Below are 20,609 nucleotides of genomic sequence, written 5' to 3'. Positions count from 1 at the left end.
ATAAATGATATATTCATTATTATAAATTTTATCTAAAAAGAAAAAGCTAAACGAGTTAACTTTATATAAGTTATTTCGCTAAGCTTTTTTATTGTTGTCTAAATGCAGTACCAAAATGTAGTGCAATATATGCTAATTCGTGTTCATTGAATGACTTTTTATAATGTTCTTCAACAATAGAGTTAAAGATTTTTGCGCATTCAAATTCAGTTTCATGTTGTGATTGAATTTGATCTTTTAAAGGATTATTTGTGAGTTGTTGATTATTTTGTAAACGATCTAATGCAGGATAGAAATGTAATGTCATACCAGTATAAAACTCTTTGTTTTTTCTCAAGTCTAGATTTAAAATTTCTTTAATTTTGACAATTGTTTCATTAATGACTTCTTCCATTTCATCATCACATAAATCAAATTCACAATTAAAATCAATATCTAATAAATTAATATTGGCTAAATACATAGTTGTATAGCTAATTTGATTTTGGTCAATTGTCACATCAAATTCCTTTTCAAGTATTTCAATGATTTGTACAGCAGCAGGATAGTATTCATGTTCCTTTAAATGATTAATTTGACTTTCACTTGTTGTGATATACGTTCCATTTAACTCCCTTGAAATACATAGTGATAAATGAATAATTAAATTATCAAAAGCAGTTTGTGAAATTTCAATATTATGTTTTTCAATAACATTTTTCACAATTTTTTCTATTTCTTGTTTTCTTTTTTCATATTGACTGTCTAATTCTATAACCATATACCTTACCTCGCTTTTCATATGATATATTATTTGTCTGAAAAAGTCTATAATAAATATTACTTTTTTGTAAACGCTATTTTTATATCTACAAATTCACAATTTGTTAAGAAACGCATTGGGAATCCCCATGAACCATAACCACTTGTGACAATTAAAGAAAAATGATTTTTTTGAAGTAATCCATAAACATTATCATAGAGTGGAGCAGTTGGAAGAGTGACTGGAAAAAATTGTCCAGCATGTGTATGTCCTGATAACTGTAAATCAGCATAATTAAGCGCATCCTGATAACGTTTAGGATTATGATCAAGTAAAATTGTTGGTAAATTTGTATTCATTCCCTGACATATATTATTCATAATGTTGTCAAGGTGTGCAACAATATCTTCTCTCCCTACTATATTAAATAAGCCATCTACACATACATAATTTTCACTTAGATGGTGAATATTATATTTTTGATAAAGTTCGGTTTGTAAAATATTTGCATAATGCTCATGATTACCATTGACTGCAAAGAGTCCATAAGTTGTATTTATTTGTGAGAATATGCTAAGTGCATCTTCTATCATATCTTTAGGAGTTGACTCATCAAATATATCGCCTACAAAACATACCAAATCATACTGTTTCTGATTAAACTTATCTACCAGAGTTCTTAAATCAGAAAGAGAAGTTCCTGTTCCCAAGTGAACATCACTAATCATTCCAATATGTAATTGTTTAAGAGTTGTATCTTTATGAATAGTCACTTCATAATTGGTTTCTACTTTAGTATAGTGTGTCAAATAACTTATACCTGTTAATAAAATTGAGAAAATGATTAAAACAGAGATGGTTTTATAAACAAAAGGTTTGTGAAAACAGTAACAAATAAGTTGATAAATTCCAAAAAGAATAAAAATGATGAATACTGTTATTATATAAAATTGGACAATTGTTGTAAGTATTAAAAAAGTGAGAGAATAAGGATGAACAAAAAGTTTAATCATTATCGTTATAAGTGAAAAGATTGTTATGCCTGCTGCACTTATTTTGGTAATCTTAGAAAGATGACGAAATATATAAAGAAAATAAATAAAAGGTGCTATAATAATAAAGAGAAACATAAGAATAAAAATAATTTTCATAGACATACCTCATTTCTTGGCAACAAGTATATCACAAAAAAAAAAAAAGTGCTAAAAAAGCTAATTAAATAAAGGTTGCTTTCATATAGTTGTTGTGATAGTATTATGTCAAGATAGAGGCGCAAAAGTCAAAAATTCTTCATTCAAAAGATGCAACTGAGAAGAAGGCGGGGCGATTGCCGAAGGAGTAATGATTTGCATGTTATTATATCCTGGGAGTATAGAGAATATCTATGCTACTGTCACTTTATAATATTAAAGTGGGGTGCTATTGCGTTGATAAACACTTATTAATTGCAATGGTCTCATTGCAATTTTTTTATAGAAAGAAGGCGAATGCGATGAATAAAAGTCCAATTACAAAGGTTGAAAGTGATCATGAAATTATTCAAGTCAAGTTTATAAATGTAGAAAAAAATCCTTTATTTGTTGGGAATATCTTTAGACAAATTTCATCAAAAGGTGTTAATGTTGATATGATATCACAAGTTATGTTAGAGGATGATATGAGAATTGATTTTACTTGTCCACTTTCAGATCAAAGAAAACTAAATGAAGCATTAGAGGAGATCAAGCGGAAACATGACAGAATAATGATTTTTCAAAATAGAAATGTTGCAAAAGTTATGGTTGAGGGTGAAAAGATGAAGGATGAAATAGGTGTTGCTGCAAATGTTTTTGAAATATTTGGACAATTCCAAATTCCATTTAGTCAGGTAACAACTTCTGACACATCTATTTCATTTGTTATTCCAGGTGAATTAAAAGAAGTTGCAGTTCAAGAAATAAAAAAGGCTTATCAATTATAAGGAGGATATTTATGGAACCAATTTTTGAAGGAAGTGCAGTTGCATTGGTATTACCAATGCATGATGATGGAAGTTTAGATTTTGAGGGATTTAAAAGACAAGTTCAAAGAATGATTGATGGAGGTGTTCAAGCTTTATTAGTCAATGGAACAACAGGTGAAACTGCTACAATTACAATTGAAGAAGAATTTGAGTTAACAAAAATTGTTATTGAAATGGCTAAAGGAACAGGTGTAAAGGTTATTGCTGGTGCTGGTTCAAATGATACAGAAACAGCTTTAAAAAAGGCCAAATTTGCAAAAGAAGTTGGTGCAGATGCTATTCTTGTTGTGACACCATATTATAATAAAACGAGTCAAAGAGGGCTTATTGATCATTATACGTATATAGCTGACCAAGTGGAAATACCTATGATTATATATAATGTTCCAGGGCGTACTGGTATGAATATTGCTGTTGATACTGTTGTTGAATTAGCAAAGCATAGAAATATTAAAGCAATGAAAGATGCTACTGATAATATTGCATATGCAATGGATGTACTATCAAAAACAAGAGACTTAGATTTTGATATGTATAGTGGATGTGATGATAATATTCTTCCATTTATTGCTGCTGGTGGTAAGGGTGTGATTTCGGTTTTATCTAATGTTTATCCTAGAGAAACAGAGAAATTTGCACAGGCTATACTAAAGGGTGATATGGAACTTGCAAAAGCAATGGCATATGATTTTAATGATGTCAGCAAATATTTATTTGTTGATGTGAATCCGATTATGCCAAAAGTTGCTCTAGCAAAATTAGGGGTATGTGGTGAAATGGTAAGAAGACCACTTATTAAAACAACAGAAGCGAATAAGAAATTGTTATTTGATGCAATGATAAAATTTGAAGAAAAGGGATATTAGTATGAATATATTGGTATGTGGTTTTGGTTTAATGGGTAAAAAGGTTACTCAAGCTGTGAGAAATAATGAAAAAATGAATCTTATTGGTGTTGTTTCTCCAATCTTTGATGAGACAATTAAGGAGAATATGTATTCTTCTTTTCAAGAGGTTCATGATCATATTGATGCTATTATTGATTTCTCTCATCCAAACAATTTAGATGATTTATTGAAGTTTGGAATTAAGCATCATTGTGCTCTTGTTATAGCAACAACAGGTTTTAATGAACAACAGTTATTAAGAATTGAAGAAGCATCATCGCAAATTCCTATCTTCCAATCTTATAACACTTCATTTGGAGTTTCTATGTTAATTAAAATTGTGAGAGAAGCTGCTAAAGAATTTTATGATCAAGGATATGATATTGAAATTATAGAGAAGCATCATAATCAAAAAATTGATGCTCCTTCAGGAACTGCAAAATTACTTTATGATGTTATTCATGAAGAGATAGATGAAACAAAAGAAGTTTATGATCGGAGCCTTGTTCATCATAAACGTGAGAAAAATGAAATAGGTATTCAATCAGTGAGAGCAGGTACAATTTTTGGAGAACACACAGTTCTTCTTGCTGGACACGATGAGGTTATTGAGCTAAAACATACAGCATTATCAAAAGATGTTTTTGTTCAAGGCGCTATTGCTGCTTGTGAAACAATTATAGATAAAGATTATGGATTGTATACTTTGAAAAATTTATATTAAAGGGGAAAAAGAATGGTTTTACAAACAGAGTTTGCACAGATTAGAAATAAGACATTATACATAGATGATGTAGATGTTATGGACTTGGTTAAGCAATATGGAACACCACTTTATGTGATGAGTGAGGGGCATATTCGTCATCAAATGAATGAATTAAAGGAGAAGTTTTTAGATAAATATGAAAATGTATTGCCTTTATTTGCATCCAAATCATTTAGTTGTTTAGAAATTTATAAATTAGCAAAGGAATATGGAATTGGAATTGACTGTGTTAGTGCTGGTGAAATTTCAATTGCCTTAAAAGCTGGGTTTGATCCACATAAGATTTATTTTCATGGAAACAATAAACTCCCTTCAGAAATCGAATATGCAATTACACATGATGTTGATCATTTTGTTATTGATAATTTCCATGAGATTGATTTAGTAGAAGAAATTGCAACAAAATTTAATAAAACAATTTATGCGACTGTGAGAGTAGTTCCTGAAATCAAAGCAGGTGGTCATGGTTTTATTCAAACTGGACATAAAGATACAAAGTTTGGTTTTAGTGCTAGACATGGTATCTACTTAGATGCAATTCAAAAGATTGTTACTTCCAAATCTATTCATTTTGAAGGAATACACTGTCATATAGGATCACAAGTTTTTGATTTATATGCATATGTAAGTGCAATGAAGAGATTTGTTGGATTTGCATATGAAATTTATGATAAATTAGGGGTTATGGTAACTAAAATCAATGCTGGTGGTGGATATGGAATTGCATACACAAAAAAAGATGAACCACTTGATTTTGAAGTCATTACAACTGAAATTATGAAAACAATTCAAGAAGGGTATGAAAAACGTGGCTGGGATATGCCAATGGTATTGGTTGAACCAGGACGATATGTCGTTGGGAATGCTGGTATCACTTTATATACAATAGGGACAGTGAAAGAAATTCCTGATGTTCGTACATATGTAAGTATTGATGGTGGGATGACTGATAACATTAGGACTTGTTTATACGATGCTGATTATGATGGAATCATAGTTAATAAAGCAGAAGAGCCAAAGACATTAAATGCAACAATATCTGGAAAAGTTTGTGAGTCAGGTGATATTGTCATTAAAGAAGTAAAAATAGCAAAACCAGAACCAGGAGATATTTTTGCTCAATTCTCTACTGGAGCATATCATTATTCAATGGCTTCAAACTATAATCAATTGCCTAAACCCGCAGTTGTCTTTACTTATAAGGGAAAATCTAAACTCGTTATTAGAAGACAGACATTTGATGATTTAATATATTATGATGTGAACGAGGACTATCAATAGTCCTTTTTTTTGATAGCAGAGAAAATGAGATAAGATTTTTAATATATATTTCATTTGTTTCCAATATTTGTATAAAATAAAAAAAACTGTTCATACTCAATTGTGAGGTGACAGAAATGAAAAAAGTATGTTTATTTATTGTTTTAGGATTCATGTTAGGTGTAAGCGTTCATGCCAAGAGTCAAGAACCACAGTATAAAATAATAGCAAATTCTAATCAAGAATCTGATATAAAAGAAATGTATGAAGTTAAAGGAAAACTTTTAGAAGATTTTAAAACGTGGGTCAAGGGTGTTGATAATAAGGACCAGGTTTTAGCAGATCATCAAAGTGATTATCAGGCAACATATAAACAAGGTGTTTATAAAATTGTTCTTGGTAAAGGAAAAGGAAAGTCTCTAAGTGGTGAAATGAAAGTTAATTATTGTGAATCTACAAAGGATATTGAAACAAAATCTTTTTTATTTGATTGGTTGTTTTAATATTGCATTCATAAATAAGGAAGATAATCATTATATGGAGGCAATAATATGAAAACTATATATACAAATGGAAACATTATCACTTTAGAAGATTATAGTGGAAATACTCTTGTTGAAGAAAATGGAAAAATTATAGATATTGGAGATTATCAGAAACTCTATAAAAAAGGTATGAAGATTGTAGATTTAAAGGGTCATACATTAATTCCAGCCTTTATTGATAGTCATAGTCATATAAGTGGTTATGCAACGTCTTTGTTACAGGTTGCTCTTGATGATTGTCAAAGCATTCAGGATATTCAGAAAGTTATTCATAAATATATAGAGGAAAATCACATAAAGAGTGATGAATTTGTTATGTGTAAAGGTTATGATCATCATAAATTAAAAGAAAAAAGACATGTGACAAAACAGGAATTAGATACTTTTTCTCAAGATATTCCGATTATTATTCAACATCAAACAGGACATTGTGGTGTTATGAATAGCGAAGCTCTTCAAAAACTAAATATACAAAAGGAAACAAAGAGTCCAGAAGGTGGAAAGATTGATTTTGATACTGGCTTTTTAGAAGAGACAGCCTTTACTTATTATCTTCAAAAAGCACCAATGGCTTCACTGGAATCATTAAAAAAAGCTTATCTGAAAGCACAACAGACATATGCGAGTTATGGAATAACAACAGCACAGGATGGAATGATTGTTGACGCATTAAAGAGTATATATCAAATGCTTATTCAAGATCATATATTTTATTTAGATGTTGTTGGTTATCCTGGTTTTGATGCTGCTGATTTTATGAAAGATTTTCAAAATCATGTCAAAAAATATATCAATCATTTTAAAATTGGTGGATATAAAATGTTTTTAGATGGTTCACCACAAAATAAAACAGCATGGACAATTTCTCCTTATGTAGATGGAACATATGGATATCCAACATTAACAGATGAACAACTTAAGAACAATCTTATCAAAGCAGTACAGGAAGATATGCAAGTTCTGGTACATTGTAATGGTGACCAAGCTGTTCAACATTATATGGATCAGTATCAAAGAATTCATCAACAAGATATAAGACCAGTGATTATACATGCCCAGATGATGAGACCAGAACAAATGAATCAGGCTAAAGCTCTTCATATGATTCCATCATTTTTCTTATCACATGTTTATTATTTTGGTGATATCCATAAGGAAAATATGGGTGTACAAAGAGCCCAGATGATTAGTCCTTTACATTCTGCTTTAGAACATCATCTTTGCTTTACAATGCATACTGACGCTCCAGTTATTCAACCTAATATGATTGAAAGTTTACATATTGCTGTCAATCGAGAAACGCAAAGTGGTGATATTTTAGGTAAAGATGAATGTATTGAACCATTAGAAGCCCTTAAGGCTTTAACAATTCATGGAGCATATCAATACTTTGAAGAAAATGAAAAAGGGTCTTTGAAAGTTGGTAAGAAGGCAGATATGGTTATTTTAAGTGACAATCCATTAACAGTTGATCAAAAGAAGATCAAGGATATTAAAGTTTTAAAAACAATTAAAGATGGTCAGGTTATTTTTGATAGTCAAGAAGATATAGTTCATAATGTCAATCCATCTCAAACAACCAATATTTTTTAAGTAAAATAAAAGATTTTAAACTGTTATATAATCGTTTGAAATCTTTTTTTGATATTATAAATTTTTTCTTTTTTTCATTTCAACAGCAAGATAAGAAATCAAAAGGATAAAGAAAACCTGTATAGAATTATTTGATATAAATGTAGAATCAAAAAAATCAGGTATAAAAGAAAAATCTATTAAATTTGATAAATCTAAAGAAGAATCATATGATAAAACAACAATCTTATTTTGATTTTTTTCAAAAACGTTTTCATTTATTTCCATTAATTCTTTTTTCATCCATTTCCCAGAGAGACTAATAATAAAAATCATATCAGATTGTTCTAGTGTGTTTTCAATTATTGAGATATCTGAGTGACGATCAATTTCATAACAAAGGATGTTAAATGAACGCAACATCTCACTAAATAAATTGGTTGCAGTAAAACCATGATGTCCTGTTAAGACAGTAATTTTTTTACAATATGATAATTGCCAGGCTATCCTTGCAATTTGTTCATGATTGTAAAGTGGATAAAGGTCATCATAGATATTCTTAATCTGATTTGTGTATGCATTATAAAGATCAATAGGATCATTGATTTCATTGATAAATTCCTGTGTAATACCATAAAAGTTAATGTAATTTTCTTGTTTAATACCAAGAAAACCATCATAGCCTAATTTTTTACAGAATTTTGTGACAGTAGCAGGAGTTGTGTTGGCTAAATAGGCAATTTTCTCAATAGATATATCAGGAAATTCAGATAAACGATCTAACATCACTTTAGCAATAATAAAGTTGGTATCAAACTTTTTTATATTAAAGAGATATTCAGATAGTATAACTTGCAATCCACTCTTTTTAAAATCCTTTTTTAGCATTATTATAGCCTCCTTTTTTTAATCTCTACAAATTATAACATATTTCTCACTATTTTCTTTCATAATATTCATTTTCCAAAACTGGAAAATAGGCATGATAAAGGGCATGCTATAATGATAGTGGTAATCATGATTATACAAATATAAAAAGAGAGAGGACAAACACAATGAATAAATTATCTGCAATGTTAGATGCAAAACTTGTTCCAATAATGAGCAAGGTTTCTAATCAGAGACATCTTTCAGCTATTCGAGATGGCTTGGTTGCTACAATTCCATTAACGATTATAGGTGCTATTTTCTTACTCATTGCAACATTTCCATTCCCACAGGCTTATGTTGATTTTATGGCAAATAATCCAACACTTACAAATGCTTTAATGATTCCATTCACACTTACTATTGGCTTATTATCTATTTATGTAAGTTTTAGTATCGGTTATCAATTAGCAAAAACTTATCATATTTCTCCATTAATTGGAGGAATTGCTGCAACATTATGCTTTTTAACTACAATAGGAGTGACTTCTATAGAAGATGGTTCTTATATTAATAAAGCCTATTTAGGTGGGGAAGGTATGTTTAGTGCTATTATGACTTCAGTATTTGCTGTAGAAGTTATGCGTTTTTGTGATAAGCATAATTTAAGAATTAAAATGCCAGATTCAATTCCTCAAAATATTGGAAGTAGTTTTGATGCGTTGATACCAATTACTATTTCAGTGTCTGTTGTGACAATTATTGTTCACTTATTAGGATTCGATATTAATACTGTGATAGCATCTGCATTAACACCTTTATTAAGTGCATCAGCAGATTCGTTGTTATTGCCAATCATTTATGTTGTGTTAACTGCTTTAATGTGGTTTGGTGGTATTCATCCAGGAGTATTAAAAGCTATTGTTTTACCAATATGGACTATCAATGCAGTTGCCAATATGGATGCATTTGTTGCTGGAACACCTATTCCTCATGTGGGAGTTGAACCATTTATCTTCACATTCTTATGGATTGGTGGTGGCGGAGGAACACTTGCCTTATGTCTTATGATGTGTTTTTCAAAGAGTCAATCTATTAAAAGTTTAGGTCGATTGAGTATAGCACCAAGTCTTTTTAACATTAATGAACCTATCTTATTTGGTGTACCATTTATCTTAAATCCTACATTCTTTATTCCATTACTCTTAGGACCATTAGTTAATGTTTTTATTACATATTTTGCTTTTACAACAGGTATTGTTGCAGGAATGGGTAATCCTCTTGCAGCGGCATGGAATTTTCCTTCATTCTTGGCAGGATTCTTGTGCACAAATTCATGGACAGGCGTTGCGTTAGTTGTTGTGAATTTCTTGGTTTATTTTGCAATTTATTATCCATTCTTTAAAATCTATGAGAAGAAAAGTTTACAGGAAGAGGGGAGATTAGAAAATGAAAAAGTGTCAGCATAAATTTCCAAAAGATTTTTTATGGGGAGGAGCAGTCGCTGCAAACCAAATAGAAGGAGCTTTTGATGTTGGTGGTAAAGGTTTATGTATTGCAGATATCAATGAGTTTAAAGGAGATCTACCTCCAGAAAAAAGAGAGAATAAAGAAATGTCTCTTGAGGAAGTTAATGAATTATTAAATAAAGAAAATGGTAACTTTCCGAAACGTTATAGCATTGACTTTTATCATAACTACAAGGAAGATATTCAATTATTAGCTGGATTAAATATCAAATCTTTTAGAACATCATTTAACTGGGCAAGAATTTTTCCTAATGGTGATGAAGCAGAACCTAACGAAGAAGGCTTAAAATTTTATGATGACCTTATTGATGAACTCTTAAAATATGGTATAGAACCTCTTATGACAATTTCACACTATGAGATGCCACTCAATATAGCCATTCAATATAATGGCTGGTATAATCGCAAAACAATGGACATGTTTACAAAATATTGTGAGGTTCTATTTAAACGTTATAAAGATAAAGTGAAATATTGGATTTTAGTCAATCAGATTAATCTCATTCATATTGAATCATTTAATCATTTAGGAATTCCTAGTGATTGTGTCGATAATTTAATGGAAGCCAAATACCAGGGTTTGCATAATGAATTGGTTGCCTGTGCGAGAGCAGTTAAAATTGGTAAAGAAATCAATCCAAATTTCCAATTAGGAGTTATGGCAAGTTATGGCATTCCATATCCAGAAACAGGAAGTTCAGAAGATAATTTAGCTGCTTTAAAATATAGTCAACAAGAGTATTATGTTACTGACATGGCAGTCAATGGAGAAATTCCTTATTATATGTATCGCTTCTATGAAGATAATCATCTCAATATCGAAATCACAGACCAAGACAAAGAAGATTTAAAAAATACAGTTGATTATGTCAGTTTCTCATATTACTACACTTCAAATATAAATAGTCAGAGTCAAGGAAGATTCCACAATAGCCATATTAAAGTCACTAATGATTGGGGTTGGGGAATGGACCCATTAGGATTAAGAATTGCTTTAAATCAATATTATGATCGTTATCATCTCCCTATTATTATATCTGAAAATGGTATGGGATTTTATGAAAAAATCAATGAAGATGGAACAGTACATGATGATTATAGAATCAATTATATCAAAGAACATATTATCCAAATTAAAGAAGCTATTCATGATGGTGTCAATGTTATTGGATATTATCCTTGGGGACCTATTGATCTTGTCAGCTGTTCATCATCTGAAATGGAAAAACGTTATGGTTTTATCTATGTTGATTTAGATAATGAATTAAAAGGAACAGGTAAAAGATCATTAAAAGATAGTTATTATTGGTATCAAAAGGTTATCGCTAGCAATGGAGAAGACTTATAATAAAATGATATGAGACTTCATAAAGAAATACTTCTTTGTTTAAGTGCAACTTTTTGTGTGGCCACAGGTATTTGTCTTTATACAGATTGCCAGTTAGGTGGTGATAGTATCACAGTCTTTTTAGATGGAATGAATAAAAAAACAGGTTTATCTATTTCATTGATTGATCAACTCCTAGTTGTGTTTATGTTTCTTACAGCCTATCTTATGAATAAACACAATATAGGGGTATGTACAATTATCCATACAGTGACAATTGGTATATTGATTATGTTTGCTAGTATGTTTATATCTCCCTTAGAATTAACAAAACAATCTTTTCTGGTCAGATGTTTAGGTGTTTTATTAGCTGAACTGTGTTTTGCCTTTGGATTTGCGTTAATGCAAAAATTATCTTCAGGCATGGCAACAGCAGATGCCTTTATCTATGGTGTCGTAGACAAAACTCACTTAAGTTATATTAAAATTCATTTTATCTTTGATGTTGTCTATTTTATAATTGGATATTTATTAGGTGGAATGATTGGTATTGGCAGTATTGTTTATGTTCTAACATCTGGCTGGCTCACTTTTCAAATCAAACAATGGATAGATAAAGTTATTTAGAAAGAGGAATGCCTCTTTCTTTTCTTTCTTATTAAAAAGTGCTACGATATATAGCATACAGGAGGATTAGTTATGAAACAATCAGAATATAAAAATATTAAAGAATGTCAAAAGGATATTATATATCCAATTTATAAAGATCAAGATATCTGTGAAGGATTGATAGAAACTTTAGGATATGATTTCAACAATAGTATCAATAAGGAATTAAATAAAATTACACAAATTCATACTTTAGGAAAACTTCCTTTTGAAACCATAACATTTATTGGGTTAGGTTTAACACAAGATATAACAACATTAAAATTGAGAAAAGCTTTTGAACATGTTTCTCATGGAATAAAAAAAGAGTCTGTATTTATAGCTAAAAAAGCAGTTACAGACAATATATCAATAGAAAAAATAACAGAATTATTTGTAGAAAGTCATATTATTTCTCAATATCAAGAACATAGAATAGGACATGATATTAAAGAGATTGTACAAGTTGATATTATGGTACAAGATACTGACGTTTCAAGTCATATTGCAAAAGCAGTTGCGTATGGTGAAGGAATTAATTATGCAAGAAAATTAGCTGATACACCATCAAATTTAATGACACCTGAACATTTGGTAGAAGAGGCTAAAAAAGTTGCACAACAATATGGTATGGAATGTACTATTTTGGATAAGAAGGCTTTAGAAGAAATGAAAGCTGGTGGTATTTTATCTGTCAATCTAGGGAGTTATATTCCAGCATATATGATTTGTTTAAAATATACAAATGCAGATACACCTTATTCAGCAGTTATTGGAAAGGGACTTACTTTTGATTCAGGTGGTTATAATCTTAAAGGAAACAGTTATGGAATGAAATATGATATGTGTGGTGGTGCTGATGTCTTGGGAATTATGAAAATTCTTGGTGCAACAAAAGCAAAAGCGAATGTTTATGGTATTATTCCAACAACAGAAAACTTAGTGAGTGATAAAGCTTATAAACCTCAAGATGTCATTACGACATTATCAGGTAAAACTGTAGAAATAGTGAGTACAGATGCTGAAGGTCGTTTGATTTTATGTGATGCAATCACTTATGCTCAACAACTTGGAGCAACACAGCTTATTGATTTAGCGACACTTACGGGTGCTTGTGTCAGTGCTTTAGGAGATATTTATACAGGCGTTTTTTCTAATAGTGAAGGTTATTACAAAGAGTTTGAAAAGATTGCAAAACAAAGTGATGAAAAGGCTTGGCGTTTACCAATTGATCCTGAATATTTTGCAAAACTAAAATCATCAAGTGCTGACTTTAAGAATTCTGTTGGAAAACCTGGTGCTGGTGCAAGTGTAGCTGCCAATTTTTTAGAAGCATTTGTTGAAGAAGGCACTAAATGGATTCATCTTGATATTGCAGGGACAGCGGATAATAATGGAACTGCAGCAACAGGTGCTATGGTAAGAACTGTTGTGAATATGTTTAATTTATAGAAAGAGTTATTATATATTAAATTTTGTTTATTTAAAATTAATTTAAGGATATCTGTACAATTTCATTAATTATATGATAAAATATCTCTAATATTAAATGCTGGAGGTTATATATATGTCTGAGTTTCAAGTTATACCCAACCCCTCTTTAAATAATACAAATGTCAAAGAACTTTATAGTAATGACTCTTTACAGTTTGCTTATTATGAAATTAATCCAGATAGAATGATGGGTTTTACAGCTGAAACAGAAGATGTTATCATGATTATCTATGTGATTTCAGGAAGTATTTTTATAACAACGCCTGATGGTAAAATGAAGGTTTCATCACACACAAGCATAGTTCTAGATAATATCCAGCATACATATATGTTGGTCGCAAATGAAGTTTCTCAATTACTTGTTTTTACAAATACAGAAAAAGTACAGCATATTGATACTGCCAAAGTATTTCGTAAAATTATTGATGAAATTGAGCAAAAAGATATTTATACAATTGGACATAGTCATAGAGTACGTAAATACTCAAGTGCGATTGCCTTAGCATTAGATCCAGCCTATGATATTATTCCTCTAGCAACTGCTGCAGGACTTCATGATGTTGGAAAAGTTAAAGTTCCAAAAGAAATCTTACAAAAACCAGGAAAATTAACACAAGAAGAATATCAGATTATTAAAAAACATCCTATAGATACATATGATTTATTAAAGGAACATTTTGAAGAAAATATTGCCAAAATGGCTTCATTACATCATGAGCGATTAGATGGAAGTGGATATCCATATGGGTTAAAGGAAGAAGAAATTTCATTAGATGTTAGAATTATAGCAGTTGCAGATGCATTTGATGCAATGACAAGTCATCGCAATTATCACAAAGATATGACATACTTGGAGGCAGTAAATGAATTAGAAAATCTGCCTGAACAATATGATAAAAAAATAACAGCTATTCTTAAACAATTAGTCAATGATGGAAGTTTATTTGATATTTAATAATGAGATATGTAAATATAAAAAGAGTTTAGTTTTGATCTAAACTCTTTTTGCATATTTGAGACAACAATTAAAGATGAACATATTGATTCATAAATTCAATAATCGTCTTTTCACAAAGTTTAGGGTTAACAAGATAACTTTGTGCATGTTTTGCTCCTTCAACGATTAATAGATCTTTGTCAGCAGAACAAGCATTATATAAATCATATACCATATAAGTTGGAACAAAGTCATCTTGATCACCATGAATAAATAAAGTTGGTGTTTTTGATTTTTTAACTTGTTCAATCGTAGATGCTTCTTTAAAGCTATATCCTATACGTTTTTTACTTAATAGGGTTGCAGTAGGTAATATAAATGCAGGTGGGATATGAGATTGTTTAAGGTTATGTGCCAATTCATCAAGAACGCTTGTAAAACCACAATCTGAAATAATACATTTGACATCATCAGGTAATTTCTCCCCACTTGCCATTAATACAGTAGCACTTCCCATAGAAATACCATGTAAAACAATTTGCAAATTTTTATGAAAATAATCTTTTATTTCTTCAATCCATTGAATGCAATCTAATCTATCTAACCAACCAAAGCCAATATATGTTCCTTCACTATCACCATGGGCTCTATTGTTAGGTAATAAAACATGGAAGCCTAATTCATGATAGAACTTCACATAATAAGCGAATTCTCTTAAATTATAATTACGATAACCATGCACAGCAATAAGAACTTTATCAGTTTCTGTCTCAGCCTTCAATAGTTTAGCACGTAATTTTAACCCATCATGAGATGTTATTTGTAAATCTTCAAAATTTTGTTGATTTAACCATTGAGAATCTTTTTCATCAATTGGTTTCTTAGCATCTTTAGGTCTTTTCTTACATGCAATATCAATTGCCATAATACTTGTAAAACCAACAGCAATTCCTGATAGTAATGCTGCAGTTGCAAGAGTTTTCTTTTTCATTTCAATCACATTCCTTTCCTGTATGTACCTATCATATCATAAAATAATTAAAAGTGTAAATTTTCATAACTTTAAATAATATATTTGTTATAATATAGATAGAAATAAGAAGATTATATTTTATAAAATAACCTTCATCTTTATGTCTTATAATAAGGAGGAAACAATATGGATGTATTAGCAGCCTTAATTAAGAATGCTTTTATTCTAGGTATTTTAGTGATAAGTGGTTTTGCAGTTGTTTATTATTTTAAAAATAGATAGACATTAATATAATTTCTAATAAAGACTATGCTTAGATAAAAGAGTCTTTTAATGATTTACAAGTTTAGATTGATTGTCAGTTAAAATCATTTTAACACAATTTTATGATTCTAATTATATTAATTACTGGGAACTATTCAATTAAAAAATACCATTGAGTATCAGATGATAATTAGTATTATCAATTTGATGCTAAAATGTTTGAAGAAAACATGACTGGAAGAGTACAAAGTTAATAAATAATCTCTATTCAGTTTGACAAGTTAGTTAATAGTATAAAATATAAAAATAATAATGCCATGTTTGCTTTTAACAATATGATATATGAAACACACTTTACAACAACATTAATATGAAAAGTTGTTAATGTAGTTACAACTCCAGAGGGTTATAGACAGATTACAGGAGATTATGTAAAAATCACATATCAAATGAAAACAGTTGGTACTTTAGTAAAGTATATGACTTTTAATTTTCAAATATAAATAATATTATTTATATCTAATAATGTTTAAATGAGTTTATGAAAGGGATGATTTCATGTTGGTTTTAAAAGATATATGTTTTCAATATAAAAAATAGATTTTCAAAAATGCAAATTTAAGACTTAATGATTCATCTCTTGTTTGTATTCATGGAAAAAGTGGATGTGGAAAAACAACATTATTAAAATTATTATCTTTTGAATTACCACTTCAAAGTGGTTCTATAAGTTATATGGGTAATGATATAAATAAAGATAATTTAAATGATTTTTTATTTCAAAATGTCAGTTATATTGATCAAGAAGGTCAGTTTTTACATAATATGACAATATTTGATCATTTCGAATTCTATGCAAATTTACACAATATAACTATTTCAACAAATAGTATGAATGAGTATCTCCAGAAAGTTAATTTAGAGAATATTGATTTGAAGAAATATCCATCTTATCTTTCTACGGGTCAAAGAAAAAGATTCCTTATCTCATTAGCTCTTATGATGAATAAAAGCATTATGTTGTTAGATGAACCAACTGCATCTCTTGATACAAAGAATAAAGAAATACTTTTAGATGTTCTTAAAGAATTATCAAAAACAATGCTTATTATTTGTACATCTCATGATAATCAACTGATTCAAAAAGCAGATTCAGTTTATGAAATTTCAAATTTACAATTGATAGAAGAAAAAAGCATTATATCTAAAGAAAACAATCTTCATATTTGTAAAGACAAACCATCTTATATAAAATACTATAAATATAAGAATTTAAAAATAAGATTTTTGTTTATTATTCTATTTTTAGTAGGTGTTATTTGTATTAATCTAATTTCTGTTTCGTTAAGTTCAAATATAGCATTAAAAGCAAATATAGATAATCAAAAAGCTTCATTACAGTCTAATGGTTTAATTTATTATAAACTTCCTGATGCAAGATGGTTAGATTTAGAAGAGTACGATTATATTGAATCAGAAGATGTTGCTGCAATACAAAAGATTAATGGAGTTCAATCTGTTACTCCTTATTATGCATTAGGAGATTATGGAAATGGTGAAAATCGTTCATTAAATTTAATGAAATCTAATGGTCAAAGTCAACAAATATCTTATTATTGGGAGAAGATGAGCAAAGTCTATGGTACTGATTGGTACCTTAAGATTGCTATTTTCTCTTATGACCCATTACAACATATTCAAATCAATGGAAAAGAGATAGAGGGAATATATATTGATGATGGCTTTGCTGATTTTTTAGGTGGGAATATTCAAGGTGGAGAAAGTATTACATTTCATTTTTATCTTCCTGTTCATTATTTTGAAACAAAAAGTAGTGCAACGGGGATGGAAGAAGAAATTAGAAAAATCGATTATAAGAGTGAAGAGACTCCTATTACATTAAAGATTAATGGTGTTTTACCAAACTCAGTTTATGGTGATTCTAATAAAAGCATTGATTCTGCTAATTTTGTAAGAATATATATGCCTATTGAAGATGTGAAAAAATTACTTGAAGAACACGCTGATATTCATACAAAGCATATATACAACCACCCTATGACATATCTTGTTTTATGTGATGAAGATAAAAAAGATACGATTAAAATGGAAATAGAAAGTATGAATGAATTATATAGAGTTAATTATCAGAATTTTAATGCAAGTGTGTTGATTGAAACAAGCCATTCAACACAATATATCATGGTTTTTATTTGTATAATTCTATTTTTGATAACTATTTTATTATCTTATTATCTTCTATATCTAAGAAAAGCAGAAATGTTAATACTCAGAAGAGAAGGTCTTATTTTAGAATTAAGAAAATATTATATGAGAGATTATTGGAACTTAAGCATTATGTGGGTTGTATTATCTATTATAGTCATGTGCATATATCATTATGTTACAAAAGGATTATTGGATTTTATGACATTATCTTTAATATGGAGTGGAACTACAGTTATTTTAATAGTGAGTTTTGTGCTAACAGCTTATTATGCAATAAGCAGAATACTACGAGGGATGATACACTATGATAAGTTTAACTGATATCAATCTATCCTTTGGTGAGCATAGACTTATTGAAAGTGGTAAATTAAATATACCCTATTCTCAAGTAACACTATTACAGGGAGAAAGTGGATGTGGAAAAACAACATTATTAATGAGCATCGCTTTACTTCATACTCAAATGTCAATGAACTATAATTTTGATGAGTTAAATGTTTTAAAAATTGATAAAAAAGAACAGTGTTTAATACGTCAAAATGATATATCAATTATATTTCAAGAAAACTATCTTTTTGAACATTTAACACTTATTGAAAATATTCAATTTCATGCAGATTTGGCAGGCAACAAAATGAGTGAAGATGAGATTAGAAAATATTTAGACTTTGTCAAACTTGATTTGGATTTTCATACAAATATAAAATCTATGTCTGGAGGAGAGAAACAAAGGTTAGCTGTTGTTTGTGGCATCGTAAAAAATGCTAAGTTGTTTATTTTTGATGAGCCAACAGCTTATTTAGATGAAGATAATAAAAAAATTATATTATCAATAATACAACAATTAGCATATGACTTTAATAAAATGGTGATAGTCGCATCACATGATGATAGCTTTTTAAACATAGCTGATCAAATTTATACAATCATAGATTTAAAGGTTATTCCTTTAAAAGAATCTCAGTATCAAATAACAAATCTCGAATTTAAGGGAAAGGTATTAGATAAGAAAGTATTGAGGAAATATGTCTATAAAAAAAATAAAAGATCATCATTAATTTTGGGTATTTTCTTGGGAGTTTTATTAGCTGGATTTACATTATCACTCATTTATGGTCACTTTTATCAAAAAGAGGATGAATTAATGCTCTTATCAAATATACATTATCAAGGTCAAATAGTTAGAAAAGACAATAAATATATAAACGTGACAGAACAGGCAAGAATAAAACAACAATTTAATTCTTATCAAATATATCCTTATACAACAATTCAATGCCATTTATTAATTGATAATATATATTTAAATAATGTCGAAATGAAAGCATATTATCCACAATCTATTCAAGAAAGTGATATTCTTCTTAAAAACAATCATATGACTAATAGTTCTATATATGTAAGTTATGAAATCTATCATTATTATAAAGAAAGAATATTTAAAACATTCAATATAGAAGATTTTGAAAAAGTTGACGTAAAAGGTGTATTGAAACCCAATTATGATCAAGAGAAATCTATATATGTTCCTTATAATATGTTAAAGGACAAATTAGCAAACAAGGGTGTTGAATTAGGAAACGTACCTGTTATAAAAATGATAGTAGAATTAAATTCTTTGGAAGATTATCATGATATTTTAAAGAATCTATCTAATTCTTATATTTTTACAACTTCTTTAGATATATCTACTCAATCACAATTTATTCAAGTATTTGGTTCAATTTATCTTGTATTTATATGGATATTTATGATTGTTATTTTGAGTATATATAAAATATATAATGTCATTGGAGATAAGCGCAATATTGCATTACTTCAAACCTTAGGTGTTAATCATTCTCAATTAGTAAATATGAAAATATTTGAGGAAAGCATCCTATTATTAACTATGAGTTTGATTGCCTTTAGTTTATCTACAGTTCTAACACTCTTGTTCGCATCTCAATTATTAGAGATGCTACCAATCTTTATTGTGGTTATTTTGATAAATGCAGCCATTCTATTAATTATTAATCTCATTATTTATATTTTATTTCTTAAGCGGTATACACCAGAGATTTTATTAAAATAAAGAAAGAAGGAAAAAACATGAGAAGAATAACATTAAAAAAAATATTGCTTTGTTTAGTTTGTATGTTTATTTGTATAATATCTTTAGTCACAACAAATCGAGTTAGAGCTTTAGATAATAAAACAACTCCATATGCAGTTATAGAAAGATATACAGTTAAGGAAGATGTTGGTTTAAGTAAGAATGGTATTAATATGGGATATGTGACTTGTAAAGTTGTTGTTGAATATAGTTCGCTAGATTCAAGCTTCACTGTCATATCAGCAACATGTGAGCCTCATTTTTCAATAGCTTATCCTTTTTTAACAATTGGTGGAGTCAAATCTGACCCTGCTGTTGGTAAAAAAATAACTGGAGACAGTGTAAAGGTCTCATTTAATGTTAGAGAAATGACAAGTGGTACAATGTGGAGTTATGATTGTAGAATACGAATTTAGAGAAGGAGACACAAAATTTTGTGTCTTTCTTTTTATATTTTGAATTTTCTTGTTTT

General features: G+C 29.1%; 18 protein-coding genes and 1 riboswitch. Of the genes, 14 read left to right on the top strand and 4 right to left on the bottom strand.

What is annotated here, in order from left to right:
- Window positions 1-88: 88 nt before the first annotated feature.
- Window positions 89-760 carry a BglG family transcription antiterminator gene (locus tag AC5M21_RS11785; RefSeq protein ID WP_117598993.1) on the bottom strand — a complete coding sequence of 224 codons (672 nt, stop codon included), beginning with the start codon at window positions 758-760 and terminating at the stop codon, window positions 89-91.
- Between the two features lie 59 nt (window positions 761-819).
- Window positions 820-1,893, bottom strand: coding sequence for a metallophosphoesterase (locus tag AC5M21_RS11780; RefSeq protein WP_493531496.1), 1,074 nt, complete (start codon window positions 1,891-1,893; stop codon window positions 820-822).
- Window positions 1,894-1,999: 106 nt separating this feature from the next.
- Window positions 2,000-2,172, top strand: a riboswitch (Lysine riboswitch).
- Between the two features lie 62 nt (window positions 2,173-2,234).
- Between AC5M21_RS11780 and AC5M21_RS11775 the strand changes: the two genes are divergently transcribed.
- The 6 genes from AC5M21_RS11775 to AC5M21_RS11750 all read left to right on the top strand — a co-directional run bounded on the left by AC5M21_RS11775 (window position 2,235) and on the right by AC5M21_RS11750 (window position 7,795).
- Entirely contained in the window at window positions 2,235-2,702 is a 468-nt protein-coding gene (locus tag AC5M21_RS11775) for an ACT domain-containing protein (RefSeq protein ID WP_117599003.1), read from the top strand.
- Window positions 2,703-2,713: 11 nt separating this feature from the next.
- On the top strand, window positions 2,714-3,610 hold the full coding sequence (dapA, locus tag AC5M21_RS11770) for a 4-hydroxy-tetrahydrodipicolinate synthase (RefSeq protein WP_278666245.1): 897 nt from the start codon (window positions 2,714-2,716) through the stop codon (window positions 3,608-3,610).
- A 1-nt stretch (window position 3,611) separates the two neighbouring features.
- Window positions 3,612-4,355, top strand: a complete 744-nt coding sequence (gene dapB / locus AC5M21_RS11765) for a 4-hydroxy-tetrahydrodipicolinate reductase (RefSeq protein WP_302280556.1) — start codon at window positions 3,612-3,614, stop codon at window positions 4,353-4,355.
- Between the two features lie 12 nt (window positions 4,356-4,367).
- Complete coding sequence (gene lysA, locus AC5M21_RS11760; protein ID WP_302280557.1) at window positions 4,368-5,678, top strand: diaminopimelate decarboxylase; 1,311 nt, start codon at window positions 4,368-4,370, stop codon at window positions 5,676-5,678.
- A 116-nt stretch (window positions 5,679-5,794) separates the two neighbouring features.
- A complete protein-coding gene (locus AC5M21_RS11755; protein WP_302280558.1) occupies window positions 5,795-6,160 on the top strand; it encodes a hypothetical protein in 366 nt (121 codons plus the stop codon).
- A 48-nt stretch (window positions 6,161-6,208) separates the two neighbouring features.
- Entirely contained in the window at window positions 6,209-7,795 is a 1,587-nt protein-coding gene (locus AC5M21_RS11750; protein WP_302280559.1) for an amidohydrolase, read from the top strand.
- A gap of 54 nt (window positions 7,796-7,849) precedes the next feature.
- Here AC5M21_RS11750 and AC5M21_RS11745 read toward each other — a convergent pair whose 3' ends face one another.
- Window positions 7,850-8,662, bottom strand: a complete 813-nt coding sequence (locus AC5M21_RS11745; RefSeq protein ID WP_302280560.1) for a MurR/RpiR family transcriptional regulator — start codon at window positions 8,660-8,662, stop codon at window positions 7,850-7,852.
- Between the two features lie 167 nt (window positions 8,663-8,829).
- On the opposite strand from AC5M21_RS11745, the gene AC5M21_RS11740 reads away from it, so the two are divergent.
- From AC5M21_RS11740 to AC5M21_RS11720, 5 genes are all read left to right on the top strand, one after another.
- Window positions 8,830-10,110 (top strand): PTS sugar transporter subunit IIC, encoded by a 1,281-nt coding sequence (locus tag AC5M21_RS11740; RefSeq protein ID WP_302280561.1) that lies wholly within the window; start codon window positions 8,830-8,832, stop codon window positions 10,108-10,110.
- The gene (locus AC5M21_RS11735) at window positions 10,091-11,518 is read left to right on the top strand and encodes a glycoside hydrolase family 1 protein (RefSeq protein WP_302280562.1); all 1,428 of its coding nucleotides are present in this window, start codon (window positions 10,091-10,093) and stop codon (window positions 11,516-11,518) included. Before AC5M21_RS11740 ends, AC5M21_RS11735 begins: the two co-directional genes overlap by 20 nt.
- Window positions 11,519-11,527: 9 nt before the next feature.
- Window positions 11,528-12,124 carry a DUF6198 family protein gene (locus tag AC5M21_RS11730; RefSeq protein ID WP_302280563.1) on the top strand — a complete coding sequence of 199 codons (597 nt, stop codon included), beginning with the start codon at window positions 11,528-11,530 and terminating at the stop codon, window positions 12,122-12,124.
- Between the two features lie 72 nt (window positions 12,125-12,196).
- Window positions 12,197-13,597 (top strand): M17 family metallopeptidase, encoded by a 1,401-nt coding sequence (locus AC5M21_RS11725; protein ID WP_302280564.1) that lies wholly within the window; start codon window positions 12,197-12,199, stop codon window positions 13,595-13,597.
- A gap of 115 nt (window positions 13,598-13,712) precedes the next feature.
- On the top strand, window positions 13,713-14,594 hold the full coding sequence (locus AC5M21_RS11720; protein ID WP_302280565.1) for an HD-GYP domain-containing protein: 882 nt from the start codon (window positions 13,713-13,715) through the stop codon (window positions 14,592-14,594).
- Window positions 14,595-14,664: 70 nt separating this feature from the next.
- On the opposite strand, the gene AC5M21_RS11715 is transcribed toward AC5M21_RS11720, so the two are convergent.
- Window positions 14,665-15,567: an alpha/beta hydrolase gene (locus AC5M21_RS11715; protein WP_302280566.1), complete on the bottom strand. Its 903-nt coding sequence runs from the start codon at window positions 15,565-15,567 to the stop codon at window positions 14,665-14,667.
- Between the two features lie 846 nt (window positions 15,568-16,413).
- Here AC5M21_RS11715 and AC5M21_RS11710 point away from each other — a divergent pair.
- Genes AC5M21_RS11710 through AC5M21_RS11700 form a run of 3 tightly spaced genes read left to right on the top strand, consistent with a single transcriptional unit; the run spans window position 16,414 to window position 20,553 of the window.
- Window positions 16,414-18,363 carry an ATP-binding cassette domain-containing protein gene (locus tag AC5M21_RS11710; protein WP_302280580.1) on the top strand — a complete coding sequence of 650 codons (1,950 nt, stop codon included), beginning with the start codon at window positions 16,414-16,416 and terminating at the stop codon, window positions 18,361-18,363.
- A complete protein-coding gene (locus AC5M21_RS11705; protein WP_302280567.1) occupies window positions 18,347-20,116 on the top strand; it encodes an ATP-binding cassette domain-containing protein in 1,770 nt (589 codons plus the stop codon). The genes AC5M21_RS11710 and AC5M21_RS11705 overlap by 17 nt, the downstream gene beginning before the upstream one ends.
- Before the next feature lie 17 nt (window positions 20,117-20,133).
- Window positions 20,134-20,553 carry a hypothetical protein gene (locus AC5M21_RS11700; protein ID WP_302280568.1) on the top strand — a complete coding sequence of 140 codons (420 nt, stop codon included), beginning with the start codon at window positions 20,134-20,136 and terminating at the stop codon, window positions 20,551-20,553.
- The last annotated feature ends 56 nt before the right edge of the window (window positions 20,554-20,609 follow it).

This window comes from Coprobacillus sp., assembly GCF_984815275.1.
Note: the sequence above shows the minus strand (reverse complement) of the source record. Positions and strands in the feature narration are given on the sequence as shown.

Coding starts and splice junctions, on each gene's coding strand:
- AC5M21_RS11785 (WP_117598993.1), bottom strand. CDS start 760: ATGGTTATAGAATTAGACAGTCAATATGAAAAAAGAAAACAAGAAATA.
- AC5M21_RS11780 (WP_493531496.1), bottom strand. CDS start 1,893: ATGAAAATTATTTTTATTCTTATGTTTCTCTTTATTATTATAGCACCT.
- AC5M21_RS11775 (WP_117599003.1), top strand. CDS start 2,235: ATGAATAAAAGTCCAATTACAAAGGTTGAAAGTGATCATGAAATTATT.
- dapA (WP_278666245.1), top strand. CDS start 2,714: ATGGAACCAATTTTTGAAGGAAGTGCAGTTGCATTGGTATTACCAATG.
- dapB (WP_302280556.1), top strand. CDS start 3,612: ATGAATATATTGGTATGTGGTTTTGGTTTAATGGGTAAAAAGGTTACT.
- lysA (WP_302280557.1), top strand. CDS start 4,368: ATGGTTTTACAAACAGAGTTTGCACAGATTAGAAATAAGACATTATAC.
- AC5M21_RS11755 (WP_302280558.1), top strand. CDS start 5,795: ATGAAAAAAGTATGTTTATTTATTGTTTTAGGATTCATGTTAGGTGTA.
- AC5M21_RS11750 (WP_302280559.1), top strand. CDS start 6,209: ATGAAAACTATATATACAAATGGAAACATTATCACTTTAGAAGATTAT.
- AC5M21_RS11745 (WP_302280560.1), bottom strand. CDS start 8,662: ATGCTAAAAAAGGATTTTAAAAAGAGTGGATTGCAAGTTATACTATCT.
- AC5M21_RS11740 (WP_302280561.1), top strand. CDS start 8,830: ATGAATAAATTATCTGCAATGTTAGATGCAAAACTTGTTCCAATAATG.
- AC5M21_RS11735 (WP_302280562.1), top strand. CDS start 10,091: ATGAAAAAGTGTCAGCATAAATTTCCAAAAGATTTTTTATGGGGAGGA.
- AC5M21_RS11730 (WP_302280563.1), top strand. CDS start 11,528: ATGAGACTTCATAAAGAAATACTTCTTTGTTTAAGTGCAACTTTTTGT.
- AC5M21_RS11725 (WP_302280564.1), top strand. CDS start 12,197: ATGAAACAATCAGAATATAAAAATATTAAAGAATGTCAAAAGGATATT.
- AC5M21_RS11720 (WP_302280565.1), top strand. CDS start 13,713: ATGTCTGAGTTTCAAGTTATACCCAACCCCTCTTTAAATAATACAAAT.
- AC5M21_RS11715 (WP_302280566.1), bottom strand. CDS start 15,567: ATGAAAAAGAAAACTCTTGCAACTGCAGCATTACTATCAGGAATTGCT.
- AC5M21_RS11705 (WP_302280567.1), top strand. CDS start 18,347: ATGATAAGTTTAACTGATATCAATCTATCCTTTGGTGAGCATAGACTT.
- AC5M21_RS11700 (WP_302280568.1), top strand. CDS start 20,134: ATGAGAAGAATAACATTAAAAAAAATATTGCTTTGTTTAGTTTGTATG.